At 66.9% G+C, this 24,561-nt stretch carries 25 protein-coding genes; 5 read left to right on the forward strand and 20 right to left on the reverse strand.

Going from position 1 to position 24,561, the window contains the following annotated elements; genetic code table 11:
• The coding region (locus ACIBLC_RS40430; protein WP_399216495.1) for a DUF2637 domain-containing protein at positions 1-233 on the reverse strand (233 nt) is incomplete at its 3' end.
• A 364-nt stretch (positions 234-597) separates the two neighbouring features.
• On the opposite strand from ACIBLC_RS40430, the gene ACIBLC_RS40435 reads away from it, so the two are divergent.
• From ACIBLC_RS40435 to ACIBLC_RS40445, 3 genes are all read left to right on the forward strand, one after another.
• A complete protein-coding gene (locus ACIBLC_RS40435) occupies positions 598-1,764 on the forward strand; it encodes a ParB/RepB/Spo0J family partition protein (RefSeq protein ID WP_399216496.1) in 1,167 nt (388 codons plus the stop codon).
• Positions 1,765-2,062: 298 nt separating this feature from the next.
• Complete coding sequence (locus ACIBLC_RS40440; protein WP_399216497.1) at positions 2,063-2,974, forward strand: ParA family protein; 912 nt, start codon at positions 2,063-2,065, stop codon at positions 2,972-2,974.
• 794 nt (positions 2,975-3,768) lie between these two features.
• Entirely contained in the window at positions 3,769-4,611 is an 843-nt protein-coding gene (locus tag ACIBLC_RS40445) for an IS5 family transposase (RefSeq protein ID WP_399216498.1), read from the forward strand.
• A 70-nt stretch (positions 4,612-4,681) separates the two neighbouring features.
• Here ACIBLC_RS40445 and ACIBLC_RS40450 read toward each other — a convergent pair whose 3' ends face one another.
• From ACIBLC_RS40450 to ACIBLC_RS40485, 8 genes are all read right to left on the reverse strand, one after another.
• Positions 4,682-4,828, reverse strand: coding sequence for a hypothetical protein (locus ACIBLC_RS40450; protein WP_399216499.1), 147 nt, complete (start codon positions 4,826-4,828; stop codon positions 4,682-4,684).
• A gap of 522 nt (positions 4,829-5,350) precedes the next feature.
• Entirely contained in the window at positions 5,351-5,875 is a 525-nt protein-coding gene (locus ACIBLC_RS40455; protein ID WP_399216500.1) for a hypothetical protein, read from the reverse strand.
• A 615-nt stretch (positions 5,876-6,490) separates the two neighbouring features.
• The gene (locus ACIBLC_RS40460) at positions 6,491-6,841 is read right to left on the reverse strand and encodes a WD40 repeat domain-containing protein (protein WP_399216501.1); all 351 of its coding nucleotides are present in this window, start codon (positions 6,839-6,841) and stop codon (positions 6,491-6,493) included.
• Between the two features lie 110 nt (positions 6,842-6,951).
• Entirely contained in the window at positions 6,952-7,149 is a 198-nt protein-coding gene (locus tag ACIBLC_RS40465) for a hypothetical protein (RefSeq protein ID WP_399216502.1), read from the reverse strand.
• A gap of 451 nt (positions 7,150-7,600) precedes the next feature.
• On the reverse strand, positions 7,601-7,912 hold the full coding sequence (locus tag ACIBLC_RS40470) for a replication initiation protein, RepL2 (RefSeq protein ID WP_399216503.1): 312 nt from the start codon (positions 7,910-7,912) through the stop codon (positions 7,601-7,603).
• Positions 7,909-8,361, reverse strand: coding sequence for a MarR family transcriptional regulator (locus ACIBLC_RS40475; protein WP_399216504.1), 453 nt, complete (start codon positions 8,359-8,361; stop codon positions 7,909-7,911). The genes ACIBLC_RS40470 and ACIBLC_RS40475 overlap by 4 nt, the downstream gene beginning before the upstream one ends.
• Before the next feature lie 933 nt (positions 8,362-9,294).
• A complete protein-coding gene (locus tag ACIBLC_RS40480) occupies positions 9,295-9,807 on the reverse strand; it encodes an ATP/GTP-binding protein (protein WP_399216505.1) in 513 nt (170 codons plus the stop codon).
• Between the two features lie 60 nt (positions 9,808-9,867).
• Positions 9,868-10,731: a hypothetical protein gene (locus ACIBLC_RS40485; protein ID WP_399216506.1), complete on the reverse strand. Its 864-nt coding sequence runs from the start codon at positions 10,729-10,731 to the stop codon at positions 9,868-9,870.
• 298 nt (positions 10,732-11,029) lie between these two features.
• On the opposite strand from ACIBLC_RS40485, the gene ACIBLC_RS40490 reads away from it, so the two are divergent.
• The gene (locus ACIBLC_RS40490) at positions 11,030-11,401 is read left to right on the forward strand and encodes a hypothetical protein (RefSeq protein WP_399216507.1); all 372 of its coding nucleotides are present in this window, start codon (positions 11,030-11,032) and stop codon (positions 11,399-11,401) included.
• Positions 11,402-11,892: 491 nt separating this feature from the next.
• Here the strand turns inward: ACIBLC_RS40490 and ACIBLC_RS40495 are convergent, their stop codons facing one another.
• Complete coding sequence (locus tag ACIBLC_RS40495) at positions 11,893-12,066, reverse strand: hypothetical protein (RefSeq protein ID WP_399216508.1); 174 nt, start codon at positions 12,064-12,066, stop codon at positions 11,893-11,895.
• Between the two features lie 275 nt (positions 12,067-12,341).
• Between ACIBLC_RS40495 and ACIBLC_RS40500 the strand changes: the two genes are divergently transcribed.
• On the forward strand, positions 12,342-12,707 hold the full coding sequence (locus ACIBLC_RS40500; protein ID WP_399216533.1) for an STAS domain-containing protein: 366 nt from the start codon (positions 12,342-12,344) through the stop codon (positions 12,705-12,707).
• Between the two features lie 476 nt (positions 12,708-13,183).
• Here the strand turns inward: ACIBLC_RS40500 and ACIBLC_RS40505 are convergent, their stop codons facing one another.
• From ACIBLC_RS40505 to ACIBLC_RS40550, 10 genes are all read right to left on the reverse strand, one after another.
• Positions 13,184-13,723, reverse strand: a complete 540-nt coding sequence (locus ACIBLC_RS40505) for a hypothetical protein (protein ID WP_399216509.1) — start codon at positions 13,721-13,723, stop codon at positions 13,184-13,186.
• 148 nt (positions 13,724-13,871) lie between these two features.
• Complete coding sequence (locus tag ACIBLC_RS40510) at positions 13,872-14,123, reverse strand: LexA family protein (protein WP_399216510.1); 252 nt, start codon at positions 14,121-14,123, stop codon at positions 13,872-13,874.
• A gap of 148 nt (positions 14,124-14,271) precedes the next feature.
• Positions 14,272-14,949 (reverse strand): TetR/AcrR family transcriptional regulator, encoded by a 678-nt coding sequence (locus ACIBLC_RS40515; protein ID WP_399216511.1) that lies wholly within the window; start codon positions 14,947-14,949, stop codon positions 14,272-14,274.
• 281 nt (positions 14,950-15,230) lie between these two features.
• Positions 15,231-17,984 (reverse strand): Helicase associated domain protein, encoded by a 2,754-nt coding sequence (locus ACIBLC_RS40520; RefSeq protein WP_399216512.1) that lies wholly within the window; start codon positions 17,982-17,984, stop codon positions 15,231-15,233.
• A 230-nt stretch (positions 17,985-18,214) separates the two neighbouring features.
• Positions 18,215-19,012: an SAM-dependent methyltransferase gene (locus tag ACIBLC_RS40525; RefSeq protein WP_399216513.1), complete on the reverse strand. Its 798-nt coding sequence runs from the start codon at positions 19,010-19,012 to the stop codon at positions 18,215-18,217.
• 172 nt (positions 19,013-19,184) lie between these two features.
• Positions 19,185-20,099: an endonuclease/exonuclease/phosphatase family protein gene (locus tag ACIBLC_RS40530; RefSeq protein ID WP_399216514.1), complete on the reverse strand. Its 915-nt coding sequence runs from the start codon at positions 20,097-20,099 to the stop codon at positions 19,185-19,187.
• A gap of 162 nt (positions 20,100-20,261) precedes the next feature.
• Entirely contained in the window at positions 20,262-20,411 is a 150-nt protein-coding gene (locus ACIBLC_RS40535; protein WP_399216515.1) for a hypothetical protein, read from the reverse strand.
• A 70-nt stretch (positions 20,412-20,481) separates the two neighbouring features.
• On the reverse strand, positions 20,482-21,876 hold the full coding sequence (locus ACIBLC_RS40540) for a glutamine synthetase family protein (RefSeq protein WP_399216516.1): 1,395 nt from the start codon (positions 21,874-21,876) through the stop codon (positions 20,482-20,484).
• A complete protein-coding gene (locus ACIBLC_RS40545; protein WP_399216534.1) occupies positions 21,876-23,300 on the reverse strand; it encodes an amino acid permease in 1,425 nt (474 codons plus the stop codon). Before ACIBLC_RS40545 ends, ACIBLC_RS40540 begins: the two co-directional genes overlap by 1 nt.
• Before the next feature lie 161 nt (positions 23,301-23,461).
• Positions 23,462-24,436, reverse strand: a complete 975-nt coding sequence (locus ACIBLC_RS40550) for a hypothetical protein (protein WP_399216517.1) — start codon at positions 24,434-24,436, stop codon at positions 23,462-23,464.
• Between the last annotated feature and the right edge of the window lie 125 nt (positions 24,437-24,561).

Below are 24,561 nucleotides of genomic sequence, written 5' to 3' on the forward strand. Positions count from 1 at the left end.
AGGAGCAGGTCGAGGGCGAGCAGGACGCAGATGCCCGCGTCGATGCCGATCGGGAACACATAACTGAAGTTCCCGAAACCCTTCTCGATCGCGAGTTCGCGGACGGCCGCGTACGAACCGGCGAAGCCGATACCGGCGATGACGAAAGCTCCGAAGACGACCACGCCGATGAGTACCCGGTGCGTCCGCGTCAGCTGGATAGGTGGTTCGCTGCCGCTGCTCCCCGCAGTCACTCTGCTGCCACTCCCCTACCGGTTCCTCATTCTGAGCAGTTCTCACACTCCCACGCCGAGGCGCGGGTTGGGATGGCTGGCAGCTGCTTTGTGGCGGATCGTCAACGAAAAGTGATCAGCGTGGCGACTTAGGCGTTGATTGCTCCTGCCTGAGCGGGCCGCGGTCTGGCTGCACCTTGAGCGGACGGTATGGTCAACACCGGCCAGAGACCTGCCTTTCGGTTATAGCTCTCAATATCTTCCATAACGGGCGCCGTGATGGTTTGTGATTGCGGCGCAATCACAACCACGCCTACGGCCGCCCTCTTGCGACGGATAAGCTCCGGCCGCGCACATGTTTCAGCACCCCCATACGGAGACGCCCATGGCTCAGAAACCCGGCCTCACGCGAGACCTTGCTGCCGAGAGGGCAGCGCGCAAGGCAGCCAGCCAACAGGCCCGGCTGGTGCCGCAGGGGCTGCCAACTGTGCGCCCGCATCAGCTGATGCCGAGCCCGGAGAATGGGCGCAAGAACTTGTTGAAGATTGACGAGCTGGCTGAGTCGCTGAGCTCCGACGGGATGAACACCGCTATGACGGTGATTCCGCCTGACATCTATGTCGACTTCTATCCGCAGCACAGGGAGGCAGTCGAGGAACGGGTGGCTGACGGAGTTCTCTTCGTCGTTCACCACGGCCACCGTCGGCTTGCCGCTGCCTTGGTGGCCGGCTTGAGCGAGGTGCCAATCCTCGTTCGCCGAGAAGTGCCCAGTCTTCGCATCGCAGCGATCCAAGAGAACCTGCAGCGGATGAGCCTCAACCCGATTGAGGAAGCGGTCGAGTTCCAGGGGGCGCTCGACGAGAAGGACGAGGATGGCAAGCAGTTGTCACAACGGGAGCTCGCCAAGCGCGCCGGGTGCTCTCAGACCTATGTGTCGCACCGTGTCGCACTGTTGCGCCTCGTTCCAGCTCTGCAACAGGCTGTCGTCAATCACTGGCTGAAGGAACAGCAGCTGGCGGGGTCCGCGGGTGCTGAGGCTGCGGAGTCAACACTGGTCCTGCCAGTTCGCGAGGCTGCCACCGTCTACGCTCGGCTGAGGCCGGATCTCCAAGAGGCCTTTGTACGTGGTGAAATCACCTCTGCGGAGTCAGCGATCGTCAGCAAGCTCCCTGCGGAGGAGCAGGCCCTTCCTTCGCCTGAGCGCGAGGGTGATTGCGATGCAATCACCGCGGGGGACGACAAGCCTTCGCTGCCGGAGCCGCGGGGGAGTGAGTCCACCCAGCGGGACACGCCAGCAACGCAGCCCTCTGGGCGGCAGACCGAGACCGCGCCGCGGCCTCCGGCGATTCAGAAATCGGAGGGCGACCCGGCCCGCCAAACGGAGACCCCGCAGGCCGACCCGGCTGCCGCGGGCACCACCATCGCGGTAGTAGCTCAAGAAGAGCCGCGCGGTGTGATTGTGGTTCGTAGCGTGGAGGAACTGGCTCGCAGCATCATCGACCTGCTGGATCCGGAAGAGGTCGAGGCCTTGAAGGAGCACCTCTCTTCCTGAACCGATTCTTCGGCGTCCCGCCGGTTCAACCGGTGGGGCGACTGGTCTTCGGATACTGGTGCCCTGTAACGTGCGGCGCGGCATCGCACTGTCTTCCGCGCCCATCGCCAGTGCGTCGGTGTTGGCCTTCTGGAGATGTGTGATTGCGGCGCAATCACACCCAACACTTGCCGAGTGGGCTAGGCGCCCCAGGGCAGCGCCTGCCGATCCGATCCCACATCTTGCGGACTACGTGCCACGACCCGCGCGATCCTCACTCCAGTAGTGATTGCGCCGCAATCATCCGTGGAGGCTTCTCATGACTTCATCCAAGAACCGCAGCGCCCGCAATGAGGCGTTGGCGACTCGTCCGCTGCTCGCTCGCATCCTTGCCCTTACGAACCAGAGCGGCGGGGCTGGCAAGACGACCTCTGCCGTCAACATCGCTGCGTGCGCAGCGGATCTCGGTTTCTCATCGCTCGTGATTGACGCTGACGCGCAGTGTGACGCCTCAGCCGCCACTGGCTACGACAACCCTGATGAGATCCCGAACCAGGCGAACCTGTACGACGTCCTTACTGGTGCGGCCAAGATCGAGGACGCCATTGTTCCTGCCCTGGCGGGCCCGTTCGGCGAGGACAGCACCAAGGCGATCCCCAACATGTTCCTCTTGCTCGGATCCAGCGAACTCGAAGAGGCCGAGCAGCTCCTTGCGCCTAAGACCGGGCGTGAATTCTGGCTCCGGACGCAGATCGAGCGTATCCGCGACAGCTATGACCTCATCCTGATCGACTGCCCTGGCAACCTGGGTCTGATCGTCGTGAACGCCATCGTGGCTGCCGACGAAGTGGTCGCGTGCGTAAAGCCAGGATGGAAGGAACTGCGGGCTCTCACCCGCATGGAAGCGAAGATCGACAGCATTCGCGACACCTTCTCCGCGATGGGAGCTCAGGCCGAGCTCTCCAACATCCTCATCGTCGACTGCCCGACCACCCGCAACCAGGGTGCCGTCTACGACGACAGTCAGCAGCAGGCAAAGGATGCCTATGAGGAACTGGTCCTGCCCACCGTTCGCAGGAGCCCCAGGATCCCCGAGGCGTATGCCGCTCAGAAGGTACTGCGCTTCTACGACCCAGTGACGGAGAATCCTTCCAAGCTCAAGCCGGAATCGGCGCTCTCTGCAACAGACGACTACTACTTGGTAGCGCAGGCTCTGGGCTTCAAGCGGTAAGTGATTGCGGCGCAATCAAATGTCGTGGGCAGGCTAGCGGCCTTCCTTCTCATGTTGAGAAGCCGGGACGCTGACCTGCTCACGATTGCGATGTGGTGCAGTCAGTCAGACCGGGTCCGCGCGTGGCTGGCTGCATCTCCACAGTCCGGGCCGTCACGGGGGAGTGGAGTGCCCGATTCCGAGCCGCCTGAGTGAGCGGCCCTGAGATCGGCGGACCAGGCCCGAAGATGCGTGACTAACTCGACTGCTCGCACCTGTCCCCACGGCCACAGAGGCAGTACAAGAAGAGCCGGCGCCCAACAGGCCGTGACAACAAGCAAGGGCGCCAACTGCACAGCGATGATCAGTAGTGGCTGCCTCCCTCTGGAGCACTGAGCCAGCAACGACAAGATGGTGGACATAAGGGCCTCCGGTCCAGGCTTGGTCCTTTGTGAACCAGGCGAGGAGGTCAGAAGGCGCCGTCCGAGGGCTTTCCGGCGACTTCACCAGCTCGGGCACAGACCCGGATCGATATCCTGGCCTGCTGAAGACAGGTTCAACGCGTATTCCGGCATCGATAGATGCCCGGATGGCCCGTAGAGGGCTCTCCCACGCTCTCGCTTCGTCGCAAGCCAGGGCGTCGTCCATACACCCTGTTCTCCACCCTGCGTCCCGGTTACACCCCTCTGAGTAGGAGGGGTTAAGAGAGCCCGGCGGTAGGTGTGGCGAATGGCCGTGTGCCGACCCGGAGGCAGGACAGGCACGAGCCTGGCTGATCATGGAGTTCTTGACGCTCAGTGATCACCGGAGGGCTCGTGCCTGTCCTGCCGTCATGCCTGCTCGAACCCCTGTGGGGCCAGTTCGCAGCGCTGCTGCCCGAGCATGTCGAGACCCATCCGCTCGGCTGCCACAACCCGCGCATCCCGGACCGGATTGTCTTCGAGCGCGTCATCGCCGCCCTGGTGCACGGCTCCGGATACGAGCGGATCGCCGACCGCCAGGGCTCCGACCGCACCATCCGACGCCGCGTCAAGTACTGGTCACAGCTGGGCATGGCCGAGCAGGTCCACGGGCTGGCCGTGCAGGCGTACGACCGCATGATCGGCCTCCGACTCCATGAGCTGTCCGTCGACGGGTGCATCACCAAGGCTCCCTGCGGCGGCGAGAGAGCCGGACGCTCCCCGGTCGACCGGGGCAAGCAGGGCCTGAAGCGCTCAGTGGCCACCGAAGCCCGCGGCGTCCCGATCGGTCTCGTCTCGGCCGGGGCCAACCGTCATGACTCCCCGCTGCTCGTGCCCACCCTGGAGGCCGCGAAGAAGCAGGTCGGTGTGTTTCCCGAGCAGGTCAACGTCAACTTGGACCGGGGCTACGACAGTGACAAGACTCGAGCCGCGCTCGAGGAACTGGGCTTCACCGGCGAGATCGGCCGCAAGGGCGTGCCCGCACCGATCCAGGCCGGCAAGAGGTGGGTCGTGGAGCGGAGCCACGTATGGATGAACGGCTTCGGCAAGGTCCGCCGCTGCCCCGAGAAGCGCCAGTGCGCTGTGGACTTCTACCTCTACCTGTCCGCCGCAATCGTCACGCTCCGCATGCTCATCCGCCGCGCGACCCCGCTCTACCGCTGGGATGGACGGCCCACCACCAAGAGACTCGAGTGACGCCTGCTGACGGGCGTCCGTCTGCGTCGGGCAGACAAGCACTGCCGCACGCCTGGGGAAGGCGCGCTGCTCAACGAGGGCAGGGCCGGCCCGCGCTCCTGGCTGTGGAGGCTGTGGTGATGATGGCGTCGAGCCGGTCCCGGGTTTTCACCAGGGTGCTGACCTGCGTATCGATGCGGTCCCGCTCGGCCGACAGCCGGTCGAGCAGCGCGCCCATCCGCGTCCCCACCGGCAGCCGCACAGTGCACCGCCGTCCGCCCCAACCGATCCCGACCAGTCATGCCGACCATCCTCACCCGGCTTGACCAAACAGATAGGGGCACCCCCCGCTGCAGTGTCAGTGGCGCCCTTTCGATAGAGGACACACTCCAGCCGGTGGCGTCGACGAGCACTCCCAACTGGGGAGTTGGGCCCGCAGACCCTGATTCATGGGATTGGCGACGTCGACGGGTTCCCTTCAGCTTGGGAAAAGGCTGGCGGCGGCCGCGTAGGCGAGCTCGACTCCGTCGGTTGTCGCGACCGGCCGGGGCGAACGCAACTCCGCTTTCCTCAGCTCCCGGACGACTGCTCCCACGTAGGTGCTGAGGCTAACTATCTGCGTGGGAGTTTCACAGTGGGGGAGGACTGCGGCGACTTCATCGAGCCAGTAAGCCACGTCGCCGGCATCAGGTAGACCGGCGCGGTGGTCGATCAGATGCTGGGCTATCGGAACGAGTGCCTCGTGCCGGCGCTGAGCCGCCTACCGCGCGCGGCGTTGTACTGCGGTGCGTGCCGCGATCCGGTCTTCGGCTGCCACCACTGCTTCTGGGGTCCGGCGGAGCGCTTGGCCGTTGAGGCTTTCGTCGACGAGGATGAGGGCTTTGAGCCGCTTGGCTTTCTGGTAGGCGCCGCTCTTTCCACCGACGGCGAGGGCGGGCGCAAGCTGGGTCCACTCCGCGCCTGCTTCGCGGGCGGCCTCGATCGCCTTCACCTGGTGGATCTCGGCCTGTTCACGGAGGTACTCCCACAGCTGGACTCTCTTGATCGCGGCGGAGCGCCGCGTCTCCTCACTCGTTCTCCGCAGAGCGCTAGTGTGTGCCTCGGTGTAGAGGAGCGCTCCGTACACCTCGTCGTCGGGCATGGCCCCCATGTCGGGGTCCTCAGCCCTCTCGTGAATGTCACGCAGTTCGCCGATGGCTGCTGAAGCGTCCAGGGCGCCTATCCGAAGGGGCTTCCTGAGCAGGGGATTCGAGCGCTTCGGCACTTTCCGTTGCTTCGTCGGCATGACCGCATTCTGGTCTCTTCAGCGGGTTCACATTGTGTGAACCGAGCAGGACCCGACCGTCGAAAGATCATTTACTGCCTCTGGACAGGCTTGTCCTGCTCTCCCTCCGGTACCGCGGCGTCAACGTGCGGGTAGTCGTTTTACCAGGTCAGCTCCGCCCGAGCACGGTCGAGAACGAGTAAGCCGCCTTGCCGACTACAGACTGCGCCGCCTTGGCGACCTCGGCGCTTACGGTCGGCGCCTCGGTCGACAGACTGGGAGATGACCTGGTGACCTTCTGCAAGGCACGGCTGGACGAAGAGACCGATCTGGCCCGGCGTTGCGACGGTGACGGATGCGGCGAGTGGTCAGCCCACGGACATACGGTCGACTGCGAGACGTCCGTCGGGAGAAGAAGGCGAGGGAGACGACCGGGCCGCGATCGAGGGCCAAGACTAGAGCTTCCTCTACAAGGTCTTCCTGTACCAGGCCTTCCCGTATGAGGTCGTGCAGCACGACGTATCCGGTCTCACCGCCGAGAGCGAGCAGTTGGCCGTTGGGGGAGAAGCCGACTGACAGGAAGCGCCGGTGCTCCTGGGTATGGAGGAGTGCTCGTGTCGTGAGGGTCTTGAGGTCTCACAGGCGGGCGGTACCGTTCATGCTCACGGTGGCGAGGGTTCGTTGATCGGGGGAGTAGGCGACAGCATGGACGGCATCCATGCTGGCTGGCGGGGGACCGAGCAGGGTGCCGGTCGGTAGTCGGGTTGCCTGGTCCCAGAGCAGGACGCGGCCGTTCTTGTCGGCGGTGGCGATTCGCTGCCCGTCGGGGGAGTAGGCCAGGGAGACAACCGGGCCGTGCGGGTGTTCGTCGTCGGGTCGCAGGTCTCCGAGGAGTTCGTTGGTTGCCGGGTTCCGCAGCTGGTCAGTCCCTTTGCGTTCAACGCCGGCGACTTGCTGACCCGTTGGGGAGTAGGCCAGCCTCTGCACGCCGTTCAGTCTCGGCGCCTGGGCTGGCAGGAGAGCGTGTCCGCTGCCGCCTTCCGTAACTGGAGCGACGCGACGTGCGATGGACAGGTCGCCGGTGTCAGAGGCTTTTGCTACTGGGACTTGACGGCGGTCTGCGGTGCGCTTCTCGTGGAGGTCTCGCCACCCTTTTCTCCACGGGGTGAGTTCCGGGGAGCGACGGCCTGGCGGGGCACATTCGTCGCCGACTCGTCCCACGACATCACAGCGCGCACCAGCCACATCAGCTTGTCCAGGGTGAGGTACCGCTCGCCCGCAAACACTTTGCTCATGGTGGCCTTGGAGCATGCGCTGGTGGGGGAGTCCTCAAGGATCTTCTCTCCGTGTTCGGCCCTCAAGATCATGAATCGGAGGAAGGCCCGATTCGCCGGTCCTCCAGCGGCACAGCAGCTGTGACGAGCAATGTGCGGCCCCTCAGGGCGGATGGTGTCTGCCTCGATGAACCGGTAGGTGTCCTGTTCGCTCGCCCGAAGGCCCTCAGCTCAGGCCAAGTCCGGGTCGTCAGGGAGCAACCGAAGTTCCGGCGCAGATGAAGACCTCCAAGGCGGGCGGTCGTGCGGCCTGCGCAGGTGCGGAACCAGGCCCAGCGCAATGGGGCCAGCCAGAGAGAGCGGAGCACTCGCCCGGCCTCGGAGAGACAGTGGCTACGTGGGAGTCATCAGCGGCGTCCTCCGGAGCGCACCTCATTGACGTGACGTACATGAGGTGCGTTCCGTGGGACGGTCAGGTTGCGCGGCGAAGGGGGATAACGACGTTCTCACCCATCCGCTTGGGATCGAGCCGGAAGTACTTGATGTGCCCGATCTTTCCGGTCTGCTCAAGCCAGCCGGCTTCGATGACCTGGTTGCGGGTGCGGGAGAAGACCGGGGCAGACAAGCCGACGAGCTTGGCCAGTGTGGCGGCGGTCTCCTGAACGGCGCCGGACCGGTCGGTCGGGTGCAGGGCGTAGAGCATCACGACGAGGCGCTGGTTGGCAGTCATGCCTGCCGTCGTCTCCAGCAGCTTGAGGTTCTTCTGCTTGTCGTCGATGATCACTGGGCCTCCCACAGGGCAGGGGCGTTGTTCTGGAATCCGGGGATGTCCGGCGGGTTGCACGTCTTCACCGCATCGCGCTGTTCAAGCCCTGTTCCGTGGAAGGCAATGTAAGGGCTGATGCGGTAGAAGCTGTAGTTGCCGATCTTTCCGCGGACGATCAGGATGCGTTGCTTAGCCAGCTTCCTGTTGATCTTCCCGACGGCGTCGGGGGACATCCCCACGCGTTTGGCGATGTCCGCTCCCGTGGCCCTCAGTGGTTCCAGGCCTTCGGGAGAGACTCCGATCCACCACAGGACGAGGAACTTCTGGCTCGGCGTGAAGGCTTTGGACTCAGTGATCGCCTCGACGCGTGCCTTGTCGACCTGCGTGTGCCTGCCGGAGAAAGCATACGGTGCGTAGGGGACGGGCTCGCCTGTATCGGCGTCAACCAGTCTGCGTGCTGCTCCCAACGGGCCCTCCGTGCGTGGGCGTTGATGGATGGCTCATGAGGGACGACCGCGAGGCCGACCTGATGAACTTAACGTACATGAGCAGGAAGTCAATTGAGTCCGCCTGTCAGCCGTGTCGCTTGCCAATCGGCATCGAATCACTGCCGACTTGACCAGCTCGGCTGAGCTAGCTCATGTACTTCAAGTCAATCTGGTGCGCTTCCAGGATCGTGGTGCCCAGATCGTAGAGTCGCGGTATCAGTTTCCTCAGGCTCGGTGCCAGATCTGTTAGCCGTGCTATCGGATCAGTGGGACCTGGTGCCAGGTTCCTGGGACTGCCTACAGCGGCGCAGGGATCTGGGCACGCAGATCTGAGAATCGTCCTCAGCGGCTGGCCGAACTGCCTGCCAGTTCCACCGATCTTGATTGATCAGGGCATTTCTGCAGGTCAGAGGCAAATTGGCGAGCGCACTCTCTTACCTAAGGCTGAGCCCCAGTCACGCAGGCCGCGTTAGCGACTCAGGCCTCAGTTTGCTCACACACTCCAGCCGACACATCAGCACCGACGCTCCGGCATTTGGCCAACGATCAACAAGCAACAGCGGACCTGGGCCCTTGTGACTGCGTCTCATGGCTGCGCGCGGTCGACACTCGACTCGTAGGGCTGTGCTTCCTCCCCCGACAGGCCTCCGCCTAGGACACAACCCCGGTGCTTCTCGGCGCGTACGGTCCGGGACCACGACGAAACGGATTCGCGCCGGGAAGTGACGGGGCAGCGGGGTCCAGGGGCCGGCGAAGGCCCCTGGTACCACGCTGCCTAGCCCCCATGCGGGTCCTACAACGACCTGTGATCCTCTACTCGCCGTCATTTTGACCGGCCCGGGTTTCTGTGACCTCATTCCTGCTCAGGCACCTGACGCACAAGACTTCTCAGCCTGGTGCCAAGTCGAGCTTTCAAGCACCGCCGGCACGCATCAGGAGCGAGTCGCGGGGCGCGTGTGGACGGTGCGCCTGGACCCCTGCAGCCGTCCCTGAGCCGGTGAGGTGAGACTCTGCTACTCCCGCCCGGCCTCTGCGCTTCAGCGCATCTCCGGCGGCGCCGGTGCGGGGCACAAGGCCGCCGTCGAGCACATCAACATCCACCTCGCCCACATCGGCGGGGACGGTGTTGGCCCGCTCGCCCAGCGATGTCGTGGCGTACTTGCGGCGGAGCAGCGTCATCGGGGCGATGATGGGGCCCTCGTGGGCAAAGCGGTCCAGTTCGGCGCAGATCCGGGCGACGAGCTCGCGCCACATCGGGTAGTCCTGGAAGTCCTTCTGTCTGCCCGGGTCGTCGCCGATGCTCTTGCACAGCAGGAACCCGACCTCTTCGGGGTCGGTCGTGATGGCCCCATCGAGGTGCTGGTGGAGGAGCGCGGCCAGCGTGGTCTTGCCGCCGCCGAAGGGGCCGTTGGTCCAGATGATCATGAGGCTTCTCTCTCGTGTTCGTACGGACATCCGGCCGGGCCGAGGTCCGGCCGGATGTGGCTACTGCTGGGGCAGGAGGGGTACACGGTTCTGGTGGTAGGCGAGGTGGAACCGGTCCACGTACAGGGCCCACAGCCGATCCAGTTCCGGGAGCGGCTCCTCAGGCACGGTGAGGGTGACCGTGTGCCGACCCGGTGTGGCGGCCAGGACAGCGTGATCGTAAGAGCCGCGCCGGGTGGAGTGGGGCCGAAGATGGACGGCGAGCAGGCCTCGGGCCCGGTCGGGCACGGTGACGTGGACGTCAGCCGGTTGACCCGGGAACAGGGCGTTCGGGACGCCGACATCGAGGAGGAGCAGGGTCGCTGGGAGGCTGAGGGCGGGCCCGCACCTGGGGCAGCGAAGAGTGCGCCGGTCGGTGAGGCCGAGCGGGCTGGTCAGGTGCTCGTACTCGCGGGGTGCGCGGCAGTATCCGCACGCGGGAGCGGGGGACCAGTGCGAGGTGTGGTGGTGGGCGCGGGAGGCGATGAGCTGGCAGGAGAACGTGCCGCCGCGGCTGAGGATGGAGAGCACGGCGTGCCCCCAGTTCAGGCTGTGCTGCTCGATGCGGTCCTCCCACGCTCTGTCCGGCGTACGGAGGGCCGCCAGGAGCGTGCCCAGTGCCGCCTGGCGGTGGGAGGCCATCTCCTGAAGGCAGGCAGACAGGTCCGCGTCGGGGCGCCGGTCGAGGGAGACGTGCAGCCCGTCCTCAAGCGCTTCGGCGTCGTCCAGCCGTGCGCGCCACCGTGCCAGCGGGTCGACGTCGACCTGCGTACGGCTGGCCGCGCGGGCAGCCGGGGCGGGCGGGGTGATCTCGCTGTCGGGGCGTGGAGTTGCTGTTCGGGGTCGTCCAGCAGGATGGCCGAGGGGCCTTATGCGGTCTGTCAATCTGTTCCAGCTCGGAAGGCAGTCCCGGAGGAACCGGATGAGCCTGCCCCCGCTCCCCAGACGCGGCGGACGCCTTCCGCAGAATTACTCGGTCCGGCGCCCTCGTCACCTCGGTGGCAGTCCGCACGGGCCGCGCCCGGCTCCCACTTGGGCGTCAGATGTCCTCTCTGGTCACAGCCTTGTTTCGTTGACACCACGCGAGAATCGGCGGTGGCACCTTCTGAGAAAGCACAACGCATCGTCGCGAGACATCACAGGTGACCCAAAGCCCCTGTACCTGCCGGTCGTTACCTCATTCATGGACCACCTGCCGCTCCGTTCCCCCGTCGACCGGCACTCCGAGACCGTCGATGTCGCCGCCTGCCACCTGGCAGACGCCCTGACGACTTCCGGCCGGACTCCGGGCGCTGCCGAGGACCCCGTACACGTCATCGAGACCCTCGCCGACGCCCTGGCCCTGCTCGGTCCCGAGGCGGCCGCGATCCTCGCCCCGATGCTGCGCGCCACGGCCGCGCTCAACTCACACCTGTCCCCGTCCGGCGAGCCGTCGCCCGCCGTGCCCGCAGATGTCTTCTTCCCCAGCGCTCCACAGCAGCGGCGGCGGGGGCTGGTCTCGAACCTGTTCCACGCTTCTACCTGTGCGGCCGGTGTGACACAGCGCGCGCCGTGAGAAGCGTTTTCATGCTGGTGGGTGCCTCGGTGCGCTGGCTGTGCTGCGCTCGGACCGTTCCGCACCCTGGCGATGGCCGCCCGGACCGGCCTACTGTTCCAGCAGAGGCCGGTACCCGTGCTGATGTCCCGCACGGTCACCGCGCCGCCAGGCTCCCAGACCCCGGGCCGCACAGGAATCAGGACGGCCATGAGACGGCCGGAGCCCTTCATCCTCGCAGCGGACACCCAGGGCCCGGCACCTCGTCCTCCCCGCCGACCTGGGGCGACTCCCGCGCGCCCCAGCAGGGAGGACCAATCGGCGCGGGGACACCCGCGGAAGCAGGGGAGCCCCTGGTGTCCCCGCGCCGACACGGCCAGCCACCGCCGATCGCCGACAACCGGCGGTAGCCGCCCCCGCCCCCCACCTCGTCCTTGCAAACGGACTACAGGCCGCCCCCTTCGTGCGGACGGCCCGCCGAAGGCCCGGGCCGGAGTACAGGGCTACGGCCCTCACGCCGTAGCGGTTTCCTCGTTGAGGACTCCGCGCAGAGCGGCCAGGCCGGCCAGATCCGCGTCCCGTACGAATCTCTCCATCAAGACGCCCGCCCGCCAGTAGTCCACGTCACGGACCGCCGCCACGATCTCCACGATCGCCGCGCCCTGCTCTGCTGATGAGGCCTGCAACAGGCCTCCCTTCCACGGGGGAGGATCAGAACCGAGAACGGCTACGGGTTCCACCCTCCTCGCTTTGCCCGAAGAAAACCGAAATCGCCTGTAACAGTTCCTTTGCAGACCTGCGGGCCGTCTGACGCTGGGCAAGTGTGTGCATGGCTGTCGGACGCCTGCGCGTTTCCGTTTCGGATCGGTTCCACCGTCCGAGCATGCCCACGGGCGCTTTCGAGGCAGGCTCCGGTACGTACTCTGGCCCGGGCCGCATCAGCGAACGCAGTGAGGACACCGTGACCCAGCCCCATCCAGCGGAGCCCGGCCCTCTGTCAGCCAGCTCCACGACCGTGGATGGCGTGCACGTCGTCACCCTGGTCGGCGAACTGGACCACGACGCCTGCAAGCGCGTCCAGAACATACTCATCCCGCCGGCCGCCACCGGGCCGTCCTGGACCGTGGTCGACCTGTCCGGCGTGACCTTCATGGACTCCAGCGGCGTCAACATGCTCATCACCGCCTACAAGTCCGCCACAGCCACCGGCGGCTGGCTACGCGTGGCCGGCGCGCAGCCGCCGGTACGGCGCGTGATGGAACTGGTCGGTCTCGACATGGTCATCGCCTGCTATCCCACCGTGGACCAGGCCCTGCAGAACCACTGACTTCCGTCAGCCGCAGAGCGCTACTTCGGCTCGGCTGAAGCCGCCGCCGCGGCTGGTGAACCAACGGATGACCGCGAGCGGCAGGAACAGCCCAGACCGCCGAACCCCGTGGGGGCCCGGCCCCTGCTGAGGTTCGGGCCCCCACAACGCACACATGCCCCGGGGGGGAGCCGGTGTGCCGGAACTGTCCAACGACCCTCATCTGCAATGGATACACGAACGCGCGGCCCGTGCCACCTCGGTCTAGCACTGCCCCCGCCGAACCGACCTCCGGCCAGAGCATCCCCGGCACCCATGGTGCGATGCCACTCTTGTGGGTGATGACAGCCGCCGGGTTCGGCGAGACGCTCGGCAGGAACCCGATGGGGGACCAGTCGTTGAGCGCGGCCGGCCTCGCGCCGTGAGGCGAGCATTGCGCAGACTGCCCCGCCCCCGCCGGTCCGCGAGGGCGGGGCAGTCGTCCGGGCGCCCGGACGTCAGTTCACCGCGGGGGTGAAGGCGTCGACCGCCAAGGTGCCGTTGTCGTCCATGCGGACCCGGTCGGCGAGCTGGGTAAGAACCTGCTCGGCACTCAGGCCAGCGCAGGCGGCGATCGCGCGCAGCCGACGACTCGTATCCGCGTTGAGCCACACCTGCGCCTTGAGTTCGTCCCGCGCGTCCTGCTGTTCCATCTGCCACGCCGCACGACGGGCGAGTGCGCCTTTCCGCTGTATGTCGCGCTCCTGCGCCCACGTACTGCCCTGGACGTCCCGCTCCGGGCTGTAGACCGGCCAGCCCTGGCCGTCCATCAGCGCGGCGACACGGCTCCACTCGGCATGCCGCGCCACCCACTGCCCAGCGATCTCTGCCGGGTCACCCTCGTAGAAGCCGCGGTCGACGCCCGGAGAACTCAGCTCCTGCTGGCACTCACGCTCACGCCGCTCCGCTTCCGCGACCTTGTCCGCGACCTGAACCACGCTCAGCCCCTCGCCCTGCCGCCGGACCGTCGCCCGCGCCACATCCTCCACACCCCACATCACGCCCCACCCTCCAGCACTGCCCACGCCAGACCGAGCGCCGCCAACTGCGCACGCCGCTCCGCACTCAACTTCCCCACCCTCTAACGGGTGTTGTCGAGCCATGCCCCAAGCTTCACGGCTTCCTGGTCACCCTCCCCGCCACCGTTCACGGCACCCACGCGGGCTCGGATTCGTCCGCGGCGGGGCGTTGGTAGCCGACCACGACCTCGTAGTAGCGAAGGCTTCCCGGAAGGCGCTTGAGCACCCCGAGCCTTTCCAGGATCTGGGTGTGGTGCCTGACGCCCGGTGTGCTGATCGGGCCCACTGCTTCGCCGATCTCGCGCAGCGAGGGCGGATACCCATGGCGCCCGGTCGCTTCCTGGATGAAGACGATGATCCGTTGCTGTCGCGGCGACACAGGGGGATGTGTCGGCACGGCTGGTGTCGTTGGTGGTTCAGGTGGGGAAGCGGTCGGACCCGCCGGGTCCAGACCAGGCATGGAGGAACTCTCGAACGAAGCGGCTGTTGCCATTGGGAAAGGGGTTCTCTCTCGCGAGTCGTTCACATCAGACGGATGGTTTGCGGGCACCGGCTCTGCCGCCGGTTGCGCCGCTCGTGGGTGCGCGGGCGGGAGCCCGGCTGTCGGGCAGCGAAGCCCGCGCGGCGTGCACGATCTGGGAACGCGCCTGCTGGTGCGATTCCGATGGGATGAGGAGGTACGACAGCGTCATGCGTACGACGGTCTCGACAGCTTGGAGCTGGTCGGGATGGGCGGGTTGTCCGCCGGTTACGACGGCATCGACCAGGCGGCGGTAGAGCTCCGTGATGACACCTGCCCGTCCCCGGCCGCAGCTCGTGCCTGCAGGCCCAGGACCGTCGCCGGTGAGCCCATCGCGGAGCAAGGGGTGGGAATGGCTCGCGGCGAGCAGCCAACTCATGGCCGCGGCGAGGCAGTCGCCGGCTTCTGCGTCGCTCTCGCGGACCTGGCGCCACCGCTGGTCGACTCCGTCCAGCAGCCGGTCCGTCTCACGCCGCAACAGTGCCTGGGTGACGCCATTCCGGCCACCGAACTGGTTGTAGAGGGTCTGTCGTGTCACGCCGGCAGCGGCCGCTATCTCCCGCATCGCGGTCCGCTCCCACCTACCGTCCGCGTGCAGGTCCAGCGCTACGTCCAGTACGAGGTCCCTGACGCTCGGCCGGGTCCCCACCGTGCGCTGACGGTTCGGCGCGGCGGTGCCGCTCATGCTGCCGAGCGGGGGACGGGCGTGACCAGGTCCTCCTGACCGCGGGCGGCGTGGAAGGCGAGTAGGAGACGATGCCGGGCTCCACCAGCTCCAGGCCCTCGTAGCAGGCGGCCGTTCACGTGCGTGAGGCGGATGGTGTCCCCGCCCTGGTAGGCGATCACAGGCTCGATCCCGGTTTCGCGGGCCACGATGGCGGCTTCGCGCTGCGCCGGCAGCGGTATGAACAATCCCTGCGCGGAGGGGATTTGGGGTGTAGCGGGCACTCCTGATGGCTCCGTTCCTTACTGGGATTCTTCGGGGAGGGGCGAGCTTCCGGATCCGGTGACCTGCCTCTTGGCCGGGCGTATCCGGCCGCCTGATGCCCTGACCAGCTCTCTCTCGAAGTCGGGGTCGTCGCGCCGTGCGCTGGCCAAAGGGCTGCTCCTGATTCCGAGGGTTTCGCAGGCTTGTCGAAGCGAGGTTCCGGATCCGATTTTGTCGATCAGTGCTTGCTTTTCCGACGCGTCCAGGGGACGGCTCTGTTCGTGAAGAGCAGCTTTCAGGTGGGCGTCGAACTGGGCGTCTTTCTGTCGTGCCGTCACGACGGAGGACACAGAGAGGCCAAGGATTCTGCGGGCTTGTCGGACTGAGGTTCCGGATCCAACTGTGTCGATCAGGGCTTGCTTTTCCGACGCGTCCAGGACTCGGTAGTGCGTCTGGCGAGCGGCTCTCAGCCGGGCGTCGAACTGGGTGTCCTTCTGCCGTGCCGTCGTGACAGCGGAATCGCTGAGGCCGAGCGCTTCACGGGCGTCCTGGAGCTGCGCGCCTGCTTGCACCTTCTCGACCAGGGCCGCCTTCAGGTCCTTGCTCAGGGCAGTGACCCGCAGTTCCAGAGCGACGCCACGTTTCTCCAGTTCAGCACGGTGGTCGGCATCCAGAGTCCGCGGTGTTCCGTCCTGGTCCTTGACGGTGCCCTGGGCGACGGAGCGCGCATAGGAGAGGGCCGATCCGAGGCGGTAGCCCTCGTCGTCGATGAATTTGACCGGTACATCGAGGTTTCCGAAGCGCTGGCGGTAGCGGTCGCAGGCGTCCAGCAGTTCCTGCCTTTTGGCGGCTTGAGGGTCCCAGCGCATCCCCAGCTCGTCCAGCGCGTCGATCAGGGGCTGGAGCAGGCGGCCTTCACGGTAGGCGAGACGCAGCGCCCTGAACTGCGAGCCCAGTAGCCGCCCCTCGGCCGTGACATGGTTGTTCGGCACATTGAGGCTGCCGTTTGCACGGTGGTAGGAGCGGGCATCGCTGAGCAGCTGCTGCCGACGGGCATCCATCGGTTCCCACTCGATGCCGATGCGGTCCATGGCGTCGATACGGTCCTGGGGAACCCAGCCCTTGCGCCGGTGCCGGCGCAAGGTACCCAGCCACGCATCCAGCCTGCGGCCACTGGCGCCGGGGCACTTCTCTGGCACGTTCAGGTGGCCGTGCTCATTGCGGAAGGCGACCGCGTCCGCGTATCCCTCCCACCACGAGGAGGTGGAGTTGCGTACCGTCAGCAGACGCAGCTGTTTGAGGATCCGGTCGGAAGTGCCCTCCGGCAGATGGAAGGTGACTCTCTTCGGCAGACCGGGTACGTCTGGATCCTGCTCTCCGGGTCCTTCGGCGTCCTGCCTTCCGGCGCTACGCAGTGACCGGTTCGCCCGCTCCCGGTCCAGTTCGGCGGCGAAGCCTTCGTCGTGGGCCCTGAGGGCACGTACGACTTCGAAGAGAACCTCGAAGTCGCCGGCGTCGAGTTCGTCGTCGACCTCGGCGGTGTCGTCCGGAACGATGACCGGCACGATGATCGTGGCTATGGACGCAGTGTGGCGGCTGCGGCGCATGGCGCGGCCCACGGCCTGGGTGACTCTGGTCGCGGACCGGGACGGGTGGGTGAACACGATGGTGTCCACCGCCGGCACGTCGACGCCTTCGGTCAGGCACTGCGCGTTGGAGACAACCGTCCACCCGCCGGCGGGCGGCTGCGCCAGCCGCGCCATGATGTCCTCCCGCTCGGCGGTGTCCATCGCCCCGCTGATGTGGGTGGCGTCCACCACGCCCGCCGGCTGCTTGGCGGCAGGCAGGCGGTCGACGGTGGCAGGAAGGGTGCGTGCGAAGTCGGCGGCCTGCTGTACCCGCGGGTGGAAGGTGATGGCGCGCTCGGTGCCGTACGCGGTGCGGGCGTGTGCCAGCGCGGCCTGTGCGACAACCGTCCTCAGGGCGATCTCGCCGTCGACGTAGTCGGATGCGGTGTCGGCCAGCAGGGCACGGGCCTCGGCGTCGCTGATGCCCAGCACCACCAGCCGGTAGTCCTTCAGATAGCCGTCGGCGATCCCGCGGGCGAACGGGTACCGGAACAGCACCGGGCCGAACAGTTCCTCGTTCCGCCAGCTCAGCGAGTCCGCGGCCTGCCAGCCCGTCACGTTCGGCGTTGCCGTCATCACGAGTCGGCGGCTGTGGGGCAGGAACGTCGGGTCGGTGATGATCTGACGGCGGACGGCATCCCGCTTGCCGAACAGGTGGTGCCCCTCGTCGCACACCAGCGTGTCGGCTTCGAGGCCGGCCAGGCGAAGCCCTTCACCGACCCGGTCGGCCGAGGTGTAGGTACCGAAGATCACCCGGCGTCCCCCGCCTCCCAGCCAGGATGCGATCACGGCCGGATCGGTACTGACCGGCACCTCAAGATCCTCGGTCCGTACCGGGGCATCGGAGACCTTCTCGTCCGAGCAGACCGCCATCGCACTGAAGCCGACCATTCTGGCGTCCTGCCACTCACGCAGAATCTGCGCGACCAGGGCCAGCGACGGGGCCAAGACCACGATCAGCCCGTCTCCCGGGACCAGCTCCTCCACCGCACGCAGCGCCATGAACGTCTTGCCGGCCCCGCACGCCGCGTGCAACTGTCCACGCTTCCCGGTCGTCAGCCCGGTGATGATCGCCTCGTGAGCCTCCCGCTGATACGGACGCATCGAGGGAAGATGCCCGGAGGCGGAGCGACGGGGCGTGCCAGGGGCGGTCAACCGGGTCATTCATGATCCTTCTGTATGGGTGTGGCTGAAATGGGCGCTGCGCCATGCAGGGGCGGTGAGCCGGATCAGATGAGCTGACGGGCGTGCGGCGCCGCCGGCTCGCGCCGTGATCTCGTCAGCGGCGCCGGCACGCACGAGTGCGTGACTGGCTGTCGGACAGCCGGACCCGTAACGCGCGCGGTCTGTGGACGAGCAGCACGGCGGGCAACGGGAACGGCGCGCAGGCGGCGTTATGACTTGCGGGCGACGCCGCCGTGGATGTCCGTGGGCTCAGGGGACGTACCGGGTGCGGGTCGCCACAGAGGGCAGGAGACGATGCGGGGCTCCAGTAGGTCGAGGCCTTCGTAGTAGTCGGCGAGCTGCATGGGGCTACGCAGGACGTAGGGAACGGCGCCTGTGTCGTCGTAGCCCTGCTGGGCCTTGTTGAGGTCGGGGTCGGCGTTAATCCCGTCGTAGTGCACGAAGTAGCTGCCGCGGGGCAGGGCGGCCTGGAGATGGCGCGCGATCGACGTGGCCTCCGCGTGGTCCTGGATGTGGCCGAGGACGCCCAGCAGCATCAGCGCGATGGGCTGGTCGAAGTCCAGGAACTTCTCCGCACCCTCGATGATTTGGTCCGGTTCGTGCAGGTCGGCGTCGATGTAGTTCGTGGCGCCTTCGGGCGTGCTGATGAGCAGGGCGCGGGCGTGGGCCAGGACGACCGGGTCGTTGTCGACGTAGACGACCTTGGATTCCGGGGCGGCCCGTTGGGCGACCTCGTGGGTGTTGTCGTGTGTGGGCAGCCCGGCCCCGATGTCGAGGAACTGGCGGATGTCGAGTTCGTCGGCGAGGTGGGTGACCGCGCGGATCAGGTACGCGCGCGATTCGCGGGCCATCGCGTCGGCTTGGGGCGCGATCGCCAGGTAGGCGTCGCCCGCCTCCCGGTCGACCTCGTAGTTGTCCTTGCCACCCATCCAGTAGTTCCAGATGCGGGCCGAGTTGGGAACGCGCTCATTTTCGGGGCCAGTTTCCTGACGTTCAACGTGCTGCATGTGCTCGACAACTCCTATAAGAGGGTTGCTTCTGCGTGGGTCATGGACGATTGCTGACGTCCGTACGGTCTGGTGTTGTCCGGTCCCTTTCCTGGGATAGTGGAGGAACGAGGGATGGTCGGGCCGCACTGTTGTTGTCCTTGATCTGTTTCTCGGGAAGGTCTGTGGCGGGTCAGAAGGCGAGGTTGTACACGGCCTGGCGAGCCATCTTGCGGCGCAGTGCTTCGGCCATGCCGGCACGGGAGTAGACAACCTTCAGGCCGTCGTGGTCGCTGTCGGGGGTGTCGATAACGCTGACCTCAACGACGGCGTTGACGAGCCAGGGATCGCAGTAAATGCGGTCGATACGCCGTTCGCCGCCCTGGGAGTGCTTGTTCTGCCCGGCGGTGGCGCAGAGCGCATCCGCCTGCCCGAGCGTGTCGGCGGCGTACCGGGCGGGGTCGTGCAGGCCGGCGCCCAGCAGGGTCTCGTCGGCGTAGGTGCAGCTGATCCGTGTACCGTCCGGGCTGCGGTTCGTGCGGTGCATCATGTGCATCCGGTCGGTGATGCCGTCGTCTGTCCAGTCGATCGCCGGGACCCGTTCACCCGAGGGGTGCGGGTACTCGTTCATGTCGCCGCCCCCGAGAAACGCCAAGCCTTGGTTGATCTTGTCGGCAGCGGCGAGGATCTCGTCGGTCTCCCGCTCCCGGCCGCGGGGCGAGTTGAAGGCCAGGTGCCAGCTCATCATCACAATCGGGACGTCGGGGACTCCCCGCAGGCTGGCCACGATGTGGGTGGGCGGGGTGCGCCATAACGGGGCGTGGTCAACCTGCTGGTGGACGTCGAACACGTCGGGCCGCAGGAACAGTCCGGTCGGGTTGTTGCCCGAGCCCGGTGCGCCGTTGAAGCCCCTCATGCCCAGGAGTCGTTCAGCCTCATGGAGCCGGCGTTGGCCGCTGGCCCGGCTGTAGGTCATCTCCTGGCGCAGCAGCACGTCAGGCCGATGTTCCTTGATGAGTTCGTGGGCATTGCGCCACCGCCTGGGGGGATGGCCGTGTTCGTCGGGGCCTCCGTCGCGTTCAAGGTTGAAACTCATCACGGTGACCACGGGCTCGTGTGTACTGGTCAAGGGATCCTCCGGTGGGTGAGGAGTGCGCGGTCGTCGGTGAGGGGTGCCCGGCCTGGGGGTGGCGTCGAAGCCGGGACTGCGGCCACACCGGGTGGGGTCACCTGAGGGGGTACCTCGGGTCGGTCCTGAAAAGACGCAGCCTCATGCCGGTCCCCCTGACGTGTAGGGGGCGAAGTCGTCGACGTCGTACACCGCGAGCTGGGCCCACGGGTCCGTGCCCGACCCGAAACGGGCGGCCTGCTGGGTCAGTTCGAACAGCAGGCACAGCACGGTGCTCGCGATGCGGTCCATACGGTCTGAGCAGCCCACGTTGGAGGTGGCAGGGCTGGTTCGATGGGTCTCTGCGAGGTGGGGCAGGAGGTCACGCACGGAGGAACCCCCGCTCCCGTTCGATGTCCGTGACCTGGCCGTGCTGCGCGTCGATCTCGGCCGCGGCAGCGTGGGCGTAGTGCCGTACCAGGGGTGCGCCGAAGGCCCGCAGGGCGATCCCGCTCTCGGCGAAGTCGGCCAACGCCTGGTCGAGGGTGGGCGGCACGGGGAGAGGTTCGGTCTCGTGATAGGCGTCGCCCTCACAGGGGGCTGGCAGTTTGGGGTGATCGGTGACGCCGTGGATGACAGCGGCGGTCACCGCGGAGAGCGCGAGGTAGGGGTTGGCGTCGGCTCCCGGCAGCCGGACTTCCAGGTGGGTGTTCTCGTCGCGGCCCACGACGCGGACGGCGCAGGTGCGGTTGTCCATTCCCCACGTGTAGTTGGTGGGGGCGAAGGAGTGCGGGGTGTACCGCCTGTAGGAGTTGATGGTGGGTGCGTACAGCGGGGCCAGCTGCGGGAGTGCGGAGATCAGGCCGGCGATCGACTGCTGGAGCACGTCGGGCAGTTCACCGTCCGGCGCCATGGCGAATACCGGCTCGTCGTCGTCGTTCACGAGGGAGATGTGCAGGTGCATGCCGGAGGCGATTCCGGTCCGCGGGGACGCCATGAACGTGGGCGCCATGTGGTGCTGTTCGGCGATGTGGCGGACGGCGTGTTTGTAGAGGGTGTAGGTGTCGCAGGCCCGAACCGGGTCCCCGTAGGGCCAGGTCACCTCGCACTGTCCCGGGGTACCTTCGGTTTTGATCGCCTCGACGGGGGCGCCGGCCTGATGCAGGGCTTGACGCAGGTCGCGGAAGAACGCGGTCAAAGCGGGCGGGCGGCTCAGTGCGTAGTCGAGGTTGTGGGGCCACGCCGGGATCAGGTCCCGGTACCCGGATGCATGAATCTCTGCCGGGGTGCCCCGGTAGGCCATGAACTCGCCCTCGATTCCCACCTGTAGGTACAGGCCGTGTTCGCCAAGGGTTTCGATCTGGTTGCGGAGCATCCGGCGCGGGGCGATGTCGACGGGGCGGCCGTCGGGGTGGGCGGCGTCGGCGTGGACGAGGACGGTGCCCGGCAGGTAGGACAGACGGCGGATGGTCTCCAGGTCCGGGATGACGTGGAGGTCGCCGAATCCGTTGTGCCAGCCGGTGAGGTCGAAGCCGTCCATCGGGGTCATGTCCACGTCCGAGGCCAGGACGTAGGCGCACATGTGCGGGCCGGCGGGGAGGTGGGACAGGAAGCGACGGGCGTCCAGGTCTTTGCCCGCGAGGCGTCCCATCATGTCCGGGACAGCGACCATCACGGTGTCGATCTCATCGGACTCGACCAGGGCGCCGAGATCTTCACCGGTCACGAGCAGCACCGGCGTATGGGAGGCGTCGTTGTGGCTGGTCTGGTCGGGCATCAGATCACGTCCCCGGCGAGGGCGCGGTTCTCTGCTTCGCTGCCGAGCGGAGGGATCTTGTAGTCGCGCTTGCCCTTGGTGATCCACATGATCCAGGCGAGGAAGAGGACCGCGAGGAGGGTGACGCCCGCGTAGTTGAAGGACTCGCCGGTGATCGGCGAGGCCTGGGGCAGGCAGAACACCACGGTCAGGACCACCACGTAGGTGACGGAGATCCAGCCCAACGGCTTGCTCCAGACACCCAGGTTCCACGGGCCGGGCCGGAACCGCTTGCCTGCCCGGAGCCGGAGATAGACCGGGATGGCATAGGCGGGCGTGATGCCGATGACATTGATCGCGGTGACTGCGGCGTAGGCGGTGGGCGAGTACAGGCTCGGCAGAGCAAGAAGGAACGCGACGCCCACCGACAGCCACACCGCGGCGATGGGGGTGCGGGTGCGGCGACTGACACGCCGCCACGTCGCAGAGAACGGCAGTGCCCCGTCGCGGGAGAACGCGAACACCATGCGGCTGGCCGCGGCGGTCTCCGCGTTGCCGCAGAACAGCTGGGCCACGATGACGACCAGGAGCAGGCCCTTGGCCATGCCGGTGCCCAGGACGTCGATGAAGATCTGTGCCGGCGGCACACCCGTGCTCGTGCCCAGCGTGCCGTCGTAGTCCTGGATCGCGAACAGCATGCCCGCCAGGAGCACGAAGCCTGCGGCCCAGGACCAGGCGATGGCGCGGACGATGCCCTTGGGCGCGGCCGTCTGCGCCTGGCTGGTCTCCTCACTCAGGTGAGAGGAGGCGTCGTAGCCGCAGAACGTGTACGCGGCCAGCAGGCAGCCCAGGGCGGCGACGTAGAGGGGGCTGGTGAAGCCGGTGCCGTTGTTGAAGTGACCGAACACGAAGGTCACATCCTGGTGCTCGACGGGGGCGAGGGTCAGCGAACCGACGATCAGAATGACGCCGCCGACCTGCCACCACACGGAGATGCTGTTGAGGACGTTGACCAAACGCACCCCGGCGGCGTTGAGGGCGCCGTGGAGCAGGAGGATGCCCGCGAAGATGACGATCGTCGTCTCCGGGGTGGGCACTATGCCCCACTGGAGGTTGGCGAAGGCGCCGACGAACAGTGCGCACCCGTAGTCGATGCCGGCGATGGCGCCGAGCAGGCCGAGGAGGTTGAGCCAGCCCGTCACCCACGCCCAGCGGGGGCCGCCGAGACGATCGGCCATGAAGAACAGGGCACCTGAGGTGGGGTAGGCGGAGGTCACCTCGGCCAGGTTGAGGCCCAGCAGGAGTGTGAAGAAGCCGATGGCGACCCAGCCCCAGATCATGACGGCGGGGCCACCGGTGTTCAGGCCGAAGCCGAACAGCGTCATGCCGCCGGCCAGGATGCAGATCACGCTGAAGCTGATCGCGAAGTTCCCGAAGCCGCCCATCCTGCGGTCCAGTTCGGGTGTGATGCCCTGCGCGCGCAGCGCGGCATCGTCGTTGAGAGCGGGAGCTCTTCTCGGAGACAACGGAGAAATCCTCTGATCGAAAGGGTGGATGAAAGGCCGGGGATCTGTCGTGCGGCGCTGGGGCGGAGGCGCCCGGATGCTCATCGGCGGCCCCCCGCGACGCTCAGGGCTCTACTGCGCGCGGAGCGAAATTCGCTCTGCCACCACTGGGGATTCGAGGTGACCAGCGCCCACGGTGCGGCCGTCACGTACGGGCCGATCGCCTCGAACACCCCCGCCGCACGCCCCACGCCTGTGGCGGTCGAGGCATAGGCCAGGTAGTGGAGGTCCAGTAACGAGCAGGAGCGCGGGTCAGCGTGGGCGAACCAGACGTCCAGACCCTTGCGGACGTAGTGGGCCTTGTCGGCAGTGCTCCAGTACGCGATCACACTGGCGGTCTGCTGGTGCTCCAGTTGCAGCCGGTAGGTCTCGACATAGGCGTACAGCGGGAGCAGATTCAGCGGCGATCCCTCAGGCGCGAAAGTCGTACACCACTGGGCGAAATCGAGGGCTCCCCGTCCACGGGCGTGATAGACGCCCAGCATCCGGTGAAACGCCTCGCGGTTGCCGGGGTCCCGCTCGTTCACCCAATCCAGCACCCTCCACGGCCCGCGCGGCAACATCTGCTCGGGCGGAGGATCCCAGTGGCGCCGGTGATGAGGGAAACGCTCATCGACGTCGGTCTGAGCGAGTGCCAGGTAGCACACGTACGGCACGGGATCGGCCGGCCACCGATCCGCGGCGGCCTTGCAAGCCACCCGGGCAGCGACGACCGAGGCGATGAGAGCCGGACCGGAAAGCCCACTGCGGAAAGCGTTAAGCACACGCTGCGTCAGCACCCGGGCCCGCATCATCAACGCGTCCGGATCGGAGGGCTCCTCGACACACCACTGGTCGACCGCCTTGTTGTTCGCGGCGCCGACGGCCAGCACCTGACTGCGGGAAGTGCGCAGCGCCCAGTTCCCGTCCGTGGCACGCAGCAGCCGCTTCGCCTCTAGGTACCGGTCCATCCGCAAGTCCTCAAGCGCCAGGCGCAGGTCTTCGTCCGGGCCGGCAGCATGTTCAATCAGGTCCATGTCACCGCGCGACATCAACGCACCCCCATACCGGGCGAGGAACTACAAGCGGGAGACACGCCTGACCGGGCGCAGGTAACGGGGACATGGGGGGTGAATCCTCAAAATGGAGTGAGTGGGAGACC

This window comes from Streptomyces sp. NPDC050535, from assembly GCF_044457665.1.
GTDB lineage: Bacteria > Actinomycetota > Actinomycetes > Streptomycetales > Streptomycetaceae > Streptomyces.